This window comes from Paraburkholderia lacunae, from assembly GCF_003353175.1.
In the GTDB taxonomy this organism is placed as follows: Bacteria; Pseudomonadota; Gammaproteobacteria; order Burkholderiales; family Burkholderiaceae; genus Paraburkholderia; species Paraburkholderia lacunae.
On the sequence record NZ_QHKS01000013.1, the window covers coordinates 150,240 to 163,127 of the forward strand.

Sequence of the window (12,888 nt, forward strand, 5' to 3'; positions counted from 1 at the left end):
GACAGCATCTCGTGGAATACCCTTAATGACTCAATATGAGTCATATTAGTCTTTGACTGGTGCTCATTAAGAGTCTTAAATGAGCTCATCGATGAGTCATGTTTCGAGCGATTCATCATTCGGTCAAACATCAGGTACTGGGGTGCAAGCTCATGTCCGTACAGCAAGACAACACGAAAGCGATCACCATGGACGACTGGTACAAATGCCGGCTCGACAGAAAGGTGCTCAAAGAGGTCACCCGTCGTAACGACCGGGATGCGCTCCTGCATTTCGGCGGCTTCATAGGATTGGTCGTGGGAAGCGGCGTGCTTGCGTGGCTGTCGCTGGGCACGCTCTGGTGCGTGCCGGCGTTTCTGCTTTACGGAACGCTCTATGCATTCGCGGAGGCGATCGAACACGAATTGCGCCATCGCACGCCGTTCAAGAGCGAATGGCTGAACGGAGCGGTGCATTGGCTGATCTGCTTCATGACTTGGCGCGAGCAGATCTATAGCCGGTGGTCCCATGCACAACATCACACGTACACGCATCTGACGGCAACGGTGCCGTCAGATGTCGAACTTGCGGTGAAGCGTCCGCCGAACTACCTGAAACTCGCCACCGATTTTCTACGTATTTCGCACGGCATTCATCACCTGGGCAACCTTGTCCTGCACAGCTTCGGCATCGTTTCGAACAGGGCTAAAGCCGTCGTGCCGCCCACCGAGTATCGCGCGATGTGCCGCAATTCACGCGTCATTCTCGCGCTGTATGTCGGCGTGGCAGGGTGGGCGATCGTTGCGCATAGCTGGCTGCCCGTCGTCTTCCTTCTGCTGCCGCGCTCCTACGGCGCCTGGTTGCATGAGCTGCTGGCACTCACCCAGCACACGGGACTGCGTGAAAACGAGCTCGATCACCGCTTCTCGACGCGAACCATCAGGCTTAACCGCTTCCTGCAATTCCTCTACTGGAACATGAACTATCACGTCGAGCACCACATGTTCCCGAATGTGCCGTTTCACGCGCTCCCGCAACTGCGCAAGGCGATCGAAGCGGATCTGCCGCCCGCCTATGACGGCCTTTTCAGCGCGTGGAGCGAAATTCTGCGCGTCTTCAGGATGCAGCGGCGCGATCCCGACTACATGGTGACCCCTCGCGTACCCGGAAAGGTCGCCGTTGCGGCAGAGCGAACTGACGATGCGCCGTTGATGGCCCAAGCACGTTAAGCGTAAAGAGAGAGGCAATGAACATCCTTCAGTGGCATCACGTCTGCGCGTGCGATGACGTCGACGAAGAAGACGTCATCGAGTTCCAGCACGACGGCAAGCTGTATGCGGTTTATCACACGCCGAGCGGCTTTTACGCATCGGCTGGTCTTTGTACGCATGAAACGGCGCGCCTTACCGAGGGCCTTGTGTTTGGGGAGGTGATCGAGTGTCCGATGCACATGGGGCGCTTTCACATTCCGACGGGTGCAGCCAAAGGCGCGCCGGTGTGCATCAATCTTGTCGTTCATCCAGTGAAGGTCGAAGACAACAACGTGTTCATCGGTTTGCCTTGCGATTGACGGCACTGCCCTGAGACCGTGGCAAAGCAATGACGGCCGATTGCGTGACATCGGCAAATAGACCATAAACAAGGAGACAGTTATGAAATGCTCTATAAGGAAGGTACTCGGCCTGACCGCCGCAGTGTTGAGTCTGGGACTATGCACGGGCGTGGGCGCAGAAACGGTTGCCCATTTCGATTTCATCACTCACGCGCCGGACTCGGATGCGTGGTGGAACACGGTCAAGAACGGAATCAAGCAGGCCGACGATGATTTCAACGTTCAGACCGACTATCGCAATCCGCCGAATGGGGACCTTGCCGACATGGTGCAGCTGGTCAACCAGGCGGCAGCGCGAAACTATGACGGCGTTGTAACAACCATCGCCGACTTTGACCTGCTCAAGGGCTCCGTCTCACGGCTGAAGGCGAAGAACATCCCGTTCATCACGGCTAATACCGGTACTGAGAAGCAGAGCGCTGAACTCGGTGCGTTGATGCATGTAGGCCAGCCTGAATATCTGGCCGGCAAGGAAGCAGGGCTGCGCGCGAAGGCTGACGGAATCAGTACGTTTCTCTGTGTGAACCACTACGCGACCAATCCGCTGTCGTTCGAGCGTTGTCGCGGGTTTGCGGAAGCCATCGGCGCAGATATGAAGGCGTCCGTGCTCGATGTCGGTACCGACCCGACTGGCATCGAAGGGAAAGTGAGTGCCTTCCTGCGGACGCATCCGAACACGCAAGCTGTCCTGACCCTGGGTCCGACTTCTGCCGACCCCACCATTCGCGCAGTCACCAGAATGGGCCTCGCCGGTAAGATCTGGTTCGCGACGTTCGACATCGATGCTGACGTCGCCAAGGCAATCAAGGACGGCACGATCAAGTTCTGCACCGATCAACAGCCGTATCTGCAAGGCTACATTCCCATCGCCATGCTGGCGATCATGCACCGAACTCACAATACGGACGTCCTGCAGGCCCGCTCCGAACTCGAAAAGGATCCCAGGTTCATCAAGCGTCTTCAGGACTATGGACTGAAGCCTGTCTACGAGGGGCGCAACATCAGTTCGGGACCGGGCTTCATCACGCCACAGAACATCGAGCAGGTATCGGCGCTGGCCGGCCGCTACAGGTAATCTCGACGGGGAGCTTGCAGATGAGTTCGACAGATCCGATGGTGATCGTCGGCGGTGGGCAGTGCGGCGCGCGAGCCGCGCATGCGTTGCGCGAGAACGGCTGGGACGGTGCGATTACCTTGCTCGGTGATGAAGGACTGTTGCCATACGAGCGGCCGCCGTTGTCGAAGTCCGTGCTGCTTGGTCAAAAGACAGTAGGGCAGTGTGCGATCTACGATAAAACGTTCTTTCGGGACCAGCGCGTGGACGTGCGCGTCGATGCGTCCGTGACGGCCATCGATCGTGCTGGACGCAAGGTGATACTTGCCGGCGGCGATAGGCTTGCGTACCGCCGGCTGCTGATTGCGACGGGTGCCCAGCCGCGCCGGCTCGACCTGCTGGGGGCGACGCTGCCAGGCGTACATGTGCTGCGCGGGGCACCCGATGCGCTTGCGATTGCCGACGAACTGCTGGCCGGACAGCGGATCGCGGTGATCGGCGCGGGCTTTATCGGCCTCGAAATTACGGCGGCGGCTGTGGCGCGCGGGTGCGAGGTAGTCGTCCTCGAGGCGGCGCCGCGCGCGTTGATGCGCGCCGTGCCTGAGGCGGTGGCGAATTGCCTCGTCGAACGACACCGCCAGATGGGGGTGGACGTGCGCTTTGCCGTACAGGTCGAGCGCATTGCCGGTGAAACGCGTGTCAGTGGAGTGCAGCTCGCCGACGGCACTGTCGTGCCCTGCGATGCGGTCGTGGCCGGTATCGGCGTGACACCGCGCACGGCGCTCGCGGAGGCCGCCGGCATCGACATCGCAAACGGCATTGCGGTCGACGAGACGTTGCGCACGAGCGATCCGTCCATCTACGCGGCTGGCGACGTCTGCTCATTTCCACACCCGCTGTTTGGTCGCCGAATCCGCCTTGAGTGCTGGAAGAACGCCGAGGATCAGGCGCGTGTGGCCGCGCGAAACATGCTCGGTCACAGCGAGACGTGTTCGTCGGTGCCGTGGTTCTGGTCCGATCAGTACGACATGACGATCCAGATTGCCGGGCTGCCCGCTCTGGGCCCGACAACGGTGGTGCGCGAGACTGGAGCGGCATCGCGGGTTTTTTTCTCGCTCGATGCAAATGGCGTGCTGGTTGGCGCGAGCGGCGTGGGGCAGACCGGCGAGATTGCGCGCGACGTGCGCATCGCACAGGAGCTCATTGCGCGGCGCTCGTGCGTTGAGCCGGCGCTGCTCGCTGACCGAGATACGAAGCTCCGCTCGCTGCTGGTCGCGCAGGCATCATGACGCAACGCCTGCTGGTGTTTCAGTCCCTGTGGGCCATGGAGCGCCGCCATACCGACCGTCGCGAACGCTCGCTGGAAGAGAACGTGCGAATGATTGCCGATGCGGGTTTCGATGGCTTGAGCGCGCACTATACGGATCGCGCGTATGTCCGGCGGCTGGCTCAGTTGCGCGCCGAATATGGGCTGGACGTGGAAGGGCAGTGCTTTCCGCGCACCATCGACGATTTGCAGCCGGTGCTGGAGAACGCTGTCGAGTTCGGCGTGCATCACATCGATCTGCAGCCCGACGTGCGTCCACGTACCGTGGCGGAATGTGTTGCGCTGCTCGACGGATGGCAGCGGCTGGCCGACCAGGTCGACTTGCCCGTCTACATCGAGACCCATCGGGACCGGATGACCACCGACCTTTACTTCACACTCGATCTGCTCGATGCGCGGCCCGATCTGAAATTGCTCGGCGACGTCTCGCATTATCTGGTGGGACGCGAATTCGCATGGCCGGTGTCCGACGAGAATCACGCCCTGATGCACCGCATCCTCGACCAGTCGTGGGCGTTTCACGGCCGTGTCGCGAGCCGCGAACAGGTGCAGATCGAGCTTTCCTTCGAGCCGCACCAGATGTGGGTCGATCTTTTCCTCGACTGGTGGCGCTATGGCTTTGCGTCGTGGTGCCGGCGCGCGGGCCAGAGCGACACGCTGGCCTTTACCTGCGAACTGGGGCCCAAACCGTACGCGATTATTGGCCGCGACGGCAATGACACGACCGACAGGTGGGCGGAGTCGCTGCTGCTGCGCGACTGGATTCGCGAGGTGTGGCAGGACTTGCAGTTCAACGCGTAACCGGCGGGCATCGCAGTATCCACGCCCGACATTCGAACCTTTCTCCTCCGATAAAGTCCGGAAATCTGGCGCTGCCCGCTGGCCGGTTGTCCTGCCAGCGCGGCTTGCAGTGTGGTTTTCCGGTCAGAAAATCGTCTTTGACCTCTCGAAAACCCTGGATCGCGGCGTATTTTTTACTCGTTGACATATGACGTCTCACCTAATACCTTGACGAAAGGCGTACAGGTGAAGACGACTCGCGTGACGCGCGACTCTGCCCATTCATACGCCAAAAACGCCGACGCCCGATTGCGACAGCACAGGGCTTTGGTCGATTGATCAATTCGAAAACCGCTGAGGTATCAAATGAAGACCCCGCTTTCAATCACACGCTTTGCGTTGGCTGCGTCACTGGCTGCTGGCGCATCTCTGTCTGCTCCTGCCGCCTACGCCGGTGACGTAACGCTCGGCTTCGCCGCCCCCTTGACGGGCGCTTCGGCGCATTACGGCGTGGATCTGAAGCGCGGCGTCGAGCTTGCCCTTGACGATGCAAACGCGAAGAAGCTCGTCATCGGCGGGCAGCCGGTTCATTTCGTCCTCGACGCCGAAGACGATCAGGGGGATCCGCGTATGGGTTCGCAGGTTGCGCAGAAGATGGCTGACTCGAAGGTAGCGGGCGTGGTCGGTCATTTCAATTCGGGCACCAGCATCCCGGCCTCGCGCATCTATAACACCGCGAACATTCCAATGGTTTCGCCGACGGCCACCAATCCCACGCTGACGTCGCAAGGGTTCAACAACGTGTTCCGTGTCGTCAACTCCGACGCGCAGATGGGGCAGCTCGCGGGACATTCCGCCGTCCAGGCCCTGAAGGGCAAAAGCATTGCGGTCATCGATGACCGCACGGCATTCGGGCAGGGCATGGCCGACGAGTTCGTCAAGGGCGTGGAGACGGCAGGCGGCAAGGTCATCGACCGGGAGTACACGACAGACAAGGCTGTCGACTTCAAGGCACAGCTCACGCGTATCAAGTCGTTTAATCCGGACGTCATTTTCTGGGGCGGTCTCGATCAGCAAGCGGGTATGCTGATGAAGCAGATGCGACAACTCGGCGTCAAGGCGATCATGCTGGGCGGCGGCAGTTTCGAAAACGAAACGTTCCTCAAGGTCGCTGGCGATGCCGCCGAAGGCGCGATGTCCTGGGACTACGGGATTCCACTTTCGAAGATGAAGACGGGCCGGGAGTTCGACGAGAAGATGAAGGCGAAATACAACGAAGGCGTGGTTGCTTATGCGCCGTCCGCCTATGACGCCACCTGGGTGCTGATCAATGCGATGCAGAAGGCCAATTCAACCGACCCGAAGGTGTATGGCTCGTTCGTAAAATCCGTCTCGTTTACCGGTATCTCCGGAAACATCGCGTTCATGCCCAATGGCGACATGAAGGATCCGACTGCAACGTTCTACAAGGTAGTAGGCGGCAAGTGGGTTCCTCAGGCTGTTGCGACAGGCGACAAGGTCGAACCATTCACCCACTGACATGCATCTGAGGAAGTCGAGCACCGTGCCGGCTGAGCCGGCTCAACAGATGAAAACGCGAGCAGGGTTGTAGAAGACGCTGCAGTACTCATTCCAATAACGAAACAACAACGAAAGGTTTGGGGAATTATATGAGGACTACATATAGTAAAGCTTTGATATTCTCAACAGCATTTTTCGCGTCGCATGCCTATGCGGAAAATTCGGTAACGCTATACGGTGTCGTTGACACTGGCTTTATGCCTCAGCGCGGTCGATCAACGTTGCGCGCACAGTCGGCAATTATGTGATCGGTTCGATTAGGCGAAGCGACATGGGCTCTGGCATCAGGTCCTCGAATTAGCACGAGGACCTGAGTGTCATTCAGAACGCGTGCTCGACAGGTGGTGGTAGCGTTCGAGACTTTCGTTCAGATGGCGCCGCATGGCCCGACGCGCCGCAGTCTCATCCCTGCGTTCGATGGCATCGAGAATATCGCCATGCTCCCGCTGGATGCGTTTGATATACGTCTTGCGCTCTTTGGGATTGGCTTTGCCGTGTTTCAGGCGCAAGTCGATGATGATTTCCTGACCCAGCGTGCGCAGGATCGACGCGAAGTGTGGATTCTCCGAGCATGTGGCAACCGCCAGATGAAACTCGAAGTCGGCCCGTGCGCATTCTGCATCGTCGTCCACGGCGACGATTTCCATTCGCGCATAGATTTCCTTCAGCGCGCGAAGGTGTGCCTCGGACCGGCGCTGGGCAGCGTAGGCCGCGCATTCCGTTTCAACGCCAGTGCGCAACTCAAGCACATGCATTGAATTGTTCAGTGTGGCTGTGTCGAGATAACCCGGTTCTGCCGACGGGCCATTGCCATCCGCAACGAAAACGCCAACGCCGTGACGCGCAATCAGCCGGCGACCCAGCTTAAGCGATGCCACTGCTTCGCGAACCACCGTGCGGCTTACGCCAAATTCGCTACAGAGTTCGGGTTCAGTGGGCAATTTTGCGCCTGGAGCGTATTCGCCCCGCTCGATCTTGTCGCTCAGTGCCTGGATGACCAACTCGGTCAGGCTGCGGCGTTTTCCAGAACTGGCAGCATTCTTCAGTAAGGTTTCAGCGTCCAGAGTCATTCCTAATGCTCCACACCGGGTCAGGAGAGCTCTGCAATTCACGGATGCAGACATACCGCGCCGACGCGGGTAGAAATTGTCTGACCTGCGCCGTATGACATATTATGACTTTACCACAGTCACGTTACGGTCGCGGCTCACCCCACTGACGACAGGGGGTGAGATATTGATGTCGCTCAAGCGTAGATATAGCCGCCGCTCACGATGACATTCTCGCCCGTTGCGTAGGTGTTGCGGGCGCTTGCCATCATGACGACCCACTGCGCAATTTCCTCGGGTTCGGCCGCACGTCCCAATGGATTTGCCGCAGCAAGCTCGCCGAGGAAACCCGCTTTCTTTGCTTTTTCGGTTGCAAAGCCGGCCGGCGCGACCGAGTTGACGAGAATGCCATCCTTCGCAACTTCGGCCGCGAACGACTTCGTCAGGCTCACAACGGCGGCTTTGGTCGCCGCGTAGTGAGCGTTCTGCGGGTGTGCCTTGAAAGCGTCGACCGATGTGATGTTGACGATGCGGCCTGCTACGTGAGCCTCCACTTTCGGGCGGTTGCGCATGTGTTCGATCGCCGCGACCATCATGTGATAGGTGCCCTTGATGTTGACCGCGTTTTCCAGATCCCAGTCGTCGTCCGAAATATCCAGGATCGGCCGGCGCGGATAGATCGCAGCACTGTTTATCAGGCAGTCGACACGGCCGAGCGCCGCAACGGTCCGCCGAAAAACTTCGTGTGCGGACTCTTTGCGCGTAATGTCGCCTTCCGCTCCGAAGACATGGTGGCCTTCTTTCTTCAGTTGACTGACAGTCTCTTCGAGCAGGGGTCCATTCTTGTCGATCAGCGCGATACTTTCCGCGCCGTCCGACAGCATGAGTCTTGCGACAGACAGACCAAGGCCGGAGGCGCCGCCAACGATTACCGCTCTTTGATTCTTCATGGTTCGGGTTATTCCAGTTAGAAGTTACTTCACCGAGACAATCTGCGACCCACCGGGTGCCTGATCGGTTGGAAAGACTTCCATGCGCGACAGGTCGACAGAGTCTGGAAGTTTGATCGCCGTCGCGACCAACTCCGCGATGTCCTCAGGTTGTATCGAGCGATAAGCCTCGTAGAGTTTCTCGTTGGCGCCTTGCTCACCGAGCGCGGTGCGATACAGGTTCGTCTGCACCCGCCCCGGGGCGATTTCGGTCACGCGGACCTTACTGCCCAGCAGGTCGCAACGCAGCGAATCACAGAACATGCTGATTGCAGCTTTGGTAGCGCCGTAGACGGCAGTGTTCGGATGCGGGAAACGGCCCGCGCTCGAACCGATGAAGAACAGATGTCCGCGCCTTCTTTTCATCATGCCGTTAAGGGCCATGTGTGCGAGACGCAGTGGTGCGCGAAGGTTGATGTCGACCATCGCATCGATATCGTCGGTTGCGCATTCGTCGAATCGGCTGAGCGCGGGCAGGAGTCCGGCATTGTTGACGACGACGTCGATCTCGACGCGCTCGAAGAGTTCGCGCAGCCCGGATGTGTCACGCAGATCGATCACGATCGGCGTGACATTGCCTTCCTGCGCCAGGCTGTCGAGCGCGCCCGCGTCACGGCCCAAGGCGTACACATGCAGCCCTTCTTTAGCGAGCCGGCTTGCCACCGCTCGGCCAATACCACTCGATGCGCCAGTCACCAGTGCGGCACGATAGGAATGAGAGTTCATGGATGTGTCGAATTAACGGGTAAAGGGCGGCGTCAGATCACGCCTTCTTCGAGGAACGGCCTGTTTTCAACTACACGTTGATAACCTAGCGGCGCGAGATCGAGTGCACGGTATTCCCCATAAGTGATGAGTTCACTCAACCCGCGACCCACGGCGGGCGACTGCTGCAGGCCATGACCGCTGAAGCCGTTCGCAAACAGGAAGTTCGTGACCTCGGCGTGAGGCCCGACGACCGCGTTGTGGTCGAGCATGCAGAAGTCGTAGTGTCCCGCCCACGAATTGACGACCTTGATGGCTTCGAATACGGGAATCCGTTCGGCGAGGGCCGGCCATATCACCTCATCGAATTCAGAATGGATCACGTCGAAGTCGTTCACGTCGGCGAGCGGGTCCGGATCGGGATAGCAGCCGGTCAGATAGTATTTCCCTTCGGGCCTGAAGAAGATGCCTGTTGTGTCGATCGTAAGCGGCACCGTGCCCTGCAGCGGCGTACGGCAATCGAATACGAACAGGCAGCGTTTGCGCGGTTCGACAGGGATATCCAGGCCTGCCAGCCGAGCCATCGCCGGCCCGCGCGTGCCGGCGGCGTTGACCATCGTCCCACAGCTGATGGTTTCGCCGCTCTTGAGCACGACGCCGGTGATCTTCGAGCCTTCACGACGAATGTCGACCACCTCGTTCTCGACGTATTCGATGCCGAGAGCGCGTGCTTTGCGTCGCATGCCTTGTAGCAAACCGTAGCTGTCGAACCAGCCTTCGCCGGTCTGGCCGTAGACGCCGTTGACGAGTCCATCGGTATTGAGCCATGGGAAGCGGGTCTTGAGCTTTTCCTGATCGAGCAACACGACATCGGCGCCGTTTTCTCTCTGCGTTGCGTAGTTGCGCTCGAACATCGGCGCCCCCGTCGCGTCGCCGAGATACAGGTAGCCGTTCTCCTTGAAGCCTAGTTCCGGCGCGTCGCCATCGACTTCGACGAGCTCACGGAAATGACGAATGAATTCAGTGCCGAATTGCGAAATCTTGATGTTCAACGGGTTGGAGAACTGATGCCGGATTGAGGCGCTCGACAGAGCAGTCGCAGACTGCGCGTATGACCAGTCACGTTCCACGACCAGGACTGAGCCGTTGAAATCGGGATTCTTCGCAAGAAAATAGGCGGTGGCGCTGCCTACGACCGCGCCGCCCACGATCACCACGTCGTAGTGTGTCTTTGATGCTTGCTGTGCCATCTTGGTGCTTTCCGAAAAGACGTTCTGGACCGAAGCCTAATTGGCGTTCGGATCTTCGTAATGGCCGTCTGCTGCAAACTGGCCACCCTGATAGCGCACAGCGGGGTGTCGCGGGTCAGGTACCGGCGTATTCGCGTAAATCTCTGCGCGGTACGAGTCAGCGGAATCCTGCGGTGAATAGCCGAGGTACGCCGCCTCCGTGTTGTCCCAGAAGTTGGCGCTGTTTTTCGAATTGCCGTACACGATCATGTGGCCGACACTGGATGCCATCACCGCGCGGATGCACAGGTGAGAGAAGTCGTCGTAAGAAAGCCAGGTAGCCAGCATGCGCCGGTCGACGGGCTTCGGGAAGCACGAGCCGATCCGCATGCACACCGATTCGAGTCCGAACTTGTCGAAGTAGTAGCGCGACAGGTTCTCCACGAACGTCTTGCTGACGCCGTACAGGCTGTCCGGTCGTTGAGGCACGTTCGCGTCGATGGTCTGCGTGCATTCGTAGAAACCGATCGCATGCACGGAACTCGCGTAGATCACTCGCTTCACATTGAACTGGCGCGCGGCCTCGTAGATGTTGTAGCTGCCGACGATGTTCGAATCCAGAATGACCTGGAAAGTGTTCTCGCGCGGTGCGCCGCCGAGGTGGACGACCATGTCGACGCCTTGCATCATGCCGAAAACAGCGTCCCTGTCAGCCAGATCGCAGACAACGAGCTTTTCGTTCTCGCGTGCCTCACCCAGTGGCTGACGATCGCTGAGTGTCAGCGTTTCGGCGTAGGGTCGCAGCGAGTCGCGCAGTACGGCGCCGAGCGCGCCGGCGGCGCCCGTGATCAGAATGTTCTTGAACGGGGGCGTAGTGATGTCGGTCATGTCTGTTCCTTACTGTTCAGCCGATGTCTTCAGGGCATCGAGTGTGACGCTATAGTCGTCACGCAGTTGCTCTTCAGAGATGTATTCGTTGCGGATATCGCGCAGAAGCGCGTGCCTGTCGCGCTCTGACGGAGAGCCGACGCCACCCCCACCAGGCAGGCAGAGCGTCACGCGCTCATGTTCCCCGACCATCTGCGTGCCTTTGCCCTTCATCTTCGTGCCGTCCGACAGAGTGACCTGGCCTGCGGCGCCGGACTTGCCGCCGGACTGTCCGCGCGCCGGGTGGTCAATGCGATCGAACATGGCGTTGAAGCGGAACTGATAGCCGGCACGCGGTCCGATTTCAACGATCTGTCCAAGGCCGCCGCGCAGCTTGCCGGCGCCACCCGAACCCGAGCGCATTTCCTTGCGCCAGACGACGATCGGGCCAACCTGCTCGGTGGCCTCGACCGACATGGCGTGAACGCCGCTGGGGAAAGCGGTTGCAGACAGACCGTCGAGCTCTGAACGTGCGCCCGTGCCGCCGCTGTTGAACATCAGGATTTCACTGCCTTTCAGGCCAGAACCTTCGTGTACCGGACGCGCGCTGACGTGCAGGTTCCACAGCGCACCGGAGCCTTCGGCCGGTACGCGGCCCGGCAGAATCTTGTGCAATGCGCCGAGCACGAGGTCGGGCACGAAGTGGCCCAGCACATGGCGAACCGCAACCGGGCTCGGGCGCTGGGCGTTCAGGATGCAGCCCTCGGGCGCCTGCACGCGAAACGGTTCGAGCGACGCAGCGTTATTGGGCACCTCGGGTGCGATGATGCATTTCAGCCCGTAGCAGGCGTACGCTTTTGCATACAGCAAGGGCACATTGATGCCGTACGGGCTGGACTGAGACGTACCCGCGAAGTCAGCCATCAGATGATCGTCGCCGACTGTCAGCGTGACGTTCAACGTGACGGGCGTGTCATAGCCGTCGAGCGTCATCTGATTGGTCTCGGTCTGCTTCGGCAGCGCGGCGATGCGTTCGAGCGTCGCTTCGCGGCTGCGCGCCAGGATGAATTCGCCGATGCCTTCAACGTCCTTCAGGTCGAATTCCTTCAACATCTCGAGCAGGCGCTTATGACCCGTTTCGTTACATGAGGCGAGCGCATACAGATCGCCCACGACCTTGTCGGCTTCGCGCACATTGTTGCGCAGGATATTGATCAGATCGCGATTGACTGCGCCGCGCTCGATCAGTTTCATGATCGGAACGAACAGTCCCTCTTCGTAGATCTCGCGCGAGTCGGGACCAAAGCCGCGGCCCCCAATGTCCACCACGTGCGCGGTGCTGGCGAAGTAGCCGATCAGTTCGCCATTGTGGAACGAAGGGGAGACGACAGTGAAGTCGTGCAGGTGACCGGTGCCTTTCCACGGATCGTTGGTCAGGTAGACATCACCCTCGTACATGTTGTCCGTGCCGATCGCGTTCATGAAGTGCTCGACGGCTTCGGCCATCGTGTTCACGTGACCCGGTGTGCCCGTGACCGCCTGGGCCAGCATGCGGCCGCGCTTGTCGAAGATACCCGCGGAGAGATCGCCCGCTTCACGAACACTGGTGCTGAACGCCGTACGGATCAGGGCCATGGCCTGTTCTTCGACGACGGAGATCAGGCGGTTCCACATGACCTGCATGTGGATGGTGTCAAGGTTGCTGAGGGACATGGT

Annotated in this window: 12 protein-coding genes; 6 read left to right on the forward strand and 6 right to left on the reverse strand. The window is 59.6% G+C overall.

Annotation, left to right across the window (positions count from 1 at the left end):
• Positions 1–152: 152 nt before the first annotated feature.
• From DLM46_RS21120 to DLM46_RS21145, 6 genes are all read left to right on the forward strand, one after another.
• Positions 153–1,208: a fatty acid desaturase gene (locus DLM46_RS21120; RefSeq protein WP_115103624.1), complete on the forward strand. Its 1,056-nt coding sequence runs from the start codon at positions 153–155 to the stop codon at positions 1,206–1,208.
• Between the two features lie 17 nt (positions 1,209–1,225).
• On the forward strand, positions 1,226–1,549 hold the full coding sequence (locus DLM46_RS21125) for a non-heme iron oxygenase ferredoxin subunit (protein WP_115103443.1): 324 nt from the start codon (positions 1,226–1,228) through the stop codon (positions 1,547–1,549).
• Positions 1,550–1,631: 82 nt separating this feature from the next.
• Entirely contained in the window at positions 1,632–2,666 is a 1,035-nt protein-coding gene (locus DLM46_RS21130; protein ID WP_115103445.1) for a sugar ABC transporter substrate-binding protein, read from the forward strand.
• Positions 2,667–2,686: 20 nt separating this feature from the next.
• Positions 2,687–3,934, forward strand: coding sequence for an NAD(P)/FAD-dependent oxidoreductase (locus DLM46_RS21135; RefSeq protein WP_115103448.1), 1,248 nt, complete (start codon positions 2,687–2,689; stop codon positions 3,932–3,934).
• Entirely contained in the window at positions 3,931–4,773 is an 843-nt protein-coding gene (locus DLM46_RS21140; RefSeq protein ID WP_115103450.1) for a sugar phosphate isomerase/epimerase family protein, read from the forward strand. The genes DLM46_RS21135 and DLM46_RS21140 overlap by 4 nt, the downstream gene beginning before the upstream one ends.
• Positions 4,774–5,118: 345 nt before the next feature.
• Entirely contained in the window at positions 5,119–6,291 is a 1,173-nt protein-coding gene (locus DLM46_RS21145) for a branched-chain amino acid ABC transporter substrate-binding protein (protein ID WP_115103453.1), read from the forward strand.
• 359 nt (positions 6,292–6,650) lie between these two features.
• Here DLM46_RS21145 and DLM46_RS21150 read toward each other — a convergent pair whose 3' ends face one another.
• The 6 genes from DLM46_RS21150 to DLM46_RS21175 all read right to left on the reverse strand — a co-directional run bounded on the left by DLM46_RS21150 (position 6,651) and on the right by DLM46_RS21175 (position 12,885).
• Positions 6,651–7,403: a FadR/GntR family transcriptional regulator gene (locus tag DLM46_RS21150; protein ID WP_115103455.1), complete on the reverse strand. Its 753-nt coding sequence runs from the start codon at positions 7,401–7,403 to the stop codon at positions 6,651–6,653.
• Positions 7,404–7,579: 176 nt separating this feature from the next.
• Complete coding sequence (locus tag DLM46_RS21155; RefSeq protein ID WP_115103457.1) at positions 7,580–8,332, reverse strand: SDR family NAD(P)-dependent oxidoreductase; 753 nt, start codon at positions 8,330–8,332, stop codon at positions 7,580–7,582.
• Positions 8,333–8,356: 24 nt separating this feature from the next.
• The gene (locus DLM46_RS21160) at positions 8,357–9,097 is read right to left on the reverse strand and encodes an SDR family oxidoreductase (protein ID WP_115103459.1); all 741 of its coding nucleotides are present in this window, start codon (positions 9,095–9,097) and stop codon (positions 8,357–8,359) included.
• A gap of 32 nt (positions 9,098–9,129) precedes the next feature.
• Positions 9,130–10,326, reverse strand: a complete 1,197-nt coding sequence (locus DLM46_RS21165; RefSeq protein ID WP_115103462.1) for an NAD(P)/FAD-dependent oxidoreductase — start codon at positions 10,324–10,326, stop codon at positions 9,130–9,132.
• A gap of 36 nt (positions 10,327–10,362) precedes the next feature.
• Positions 10,363–11,193: an NAD-dependent epimerase/dehydratase family protein gene (locus DLM46_RS21170; protein ID WP_115103464.1), complete on the reverse strand. Its 831-nt coding sequence runs from the start codon at positions 11,191–11,193 to the stop codon at positions 10,363–10,365.
• A 9-nt stretch (positions 11,194–11,202) separates the two neighbouring features.
• On the reverse strand, positions 11,203–12,885 hold the full coding sequence (locus tag DLM46_RS21175) for a hydantoinase B/oxoprolinase family protein (RefSeq protein ID WP_115103466.1): 1,683 nt from the start codon (positions 12,883–12,885) through the stop codon (positions 11,203–11,205).
• Between the last annotated feature and the right edge of the window lie 3 nt (positions 12,886–12,888).

Coding starts and splice junctions, on each gene's coding strand:
- DLM46_RS21120 (WP_115103624.1), top strand. CDS start 153: ATGTCCGTACAGCAAGACAACACGAAAGCGATCACCATGGACGACTGG.
- DLM46_RS21125 (WP_115103443.1), top strand. CDS start 1,226: ATGAACATCCTTCAGTGGCATCACGTCTGCGCGTGCGATGACGTCGAC.
- DLM46_RS21130 (WP_115103445.1), top strand. CDS start 1,632: ATGAAATGCTCTATAAGGAAGGTACTCGGCCTGACCGCCGCAGTGTTG.
- DLM46_RS21135 (WP_115103448.1), top strand. CDS start 2,687: ATGAGTTCGACAGATCCGATGGTGATCGTCGGCGGTGGGCAGTGCGGC.
- DLM46_RS21140 (WP_115103450.1), top strand. CDS start 3,931: ATGACGCAACGCCTGCTGGTGTTTCAGTCCCTGTGGGCCATGGAGCGC.
- DLM46_RS21145 (WP_115103453.1), top strand. CDS start 5,119: ATGAAGACCCCGCTTTCAATCACACGCTTTGCGTTGGCTGCGTCACTG.
- DLM46_RS21150 (WP_115103455.1), bottom strand. CDS start 7,403: ATGACTCTGGACGCTGAAACCTTACTGAAGAATGCTGCCAGTTCTGGA.
- DLM46_RS21155 (WP_115103457.1), bottom strand. CDS start 8,332: ATGAAGAATCAAAGAGCGGTAATCGTTGGCGGCGCCTCCGGCCTTGGT.
- DLM46_RS21160 (WP_115103459.1), bottom strand. CDS start 9,097: ATGAACTCTCATTCCTATCGTGCCGCACTGGTGACTGGCGCATCGAGT.
- DLM46_RS21165 (WP_115103462.1), bottom strand. CDS start 10,326: ATGGCACAGCAAGCATCAAAGACACACTACGACGTGGTGATCGTGGGC.
- DLM46_RS21170 (WP_115103464.1), bottom strand. CDS start 11,193: ATGACCGACATCACTACGCCCCCGTTCAAGAACATTCTGATCACGGGC.
- DLM46_RS21175 (WP_115103466.1), bottom strand. CDS start 12,885: ATGTCCCTCAGCAACCTTGACACCATCCACATGCAGGTCATGTGGAAC.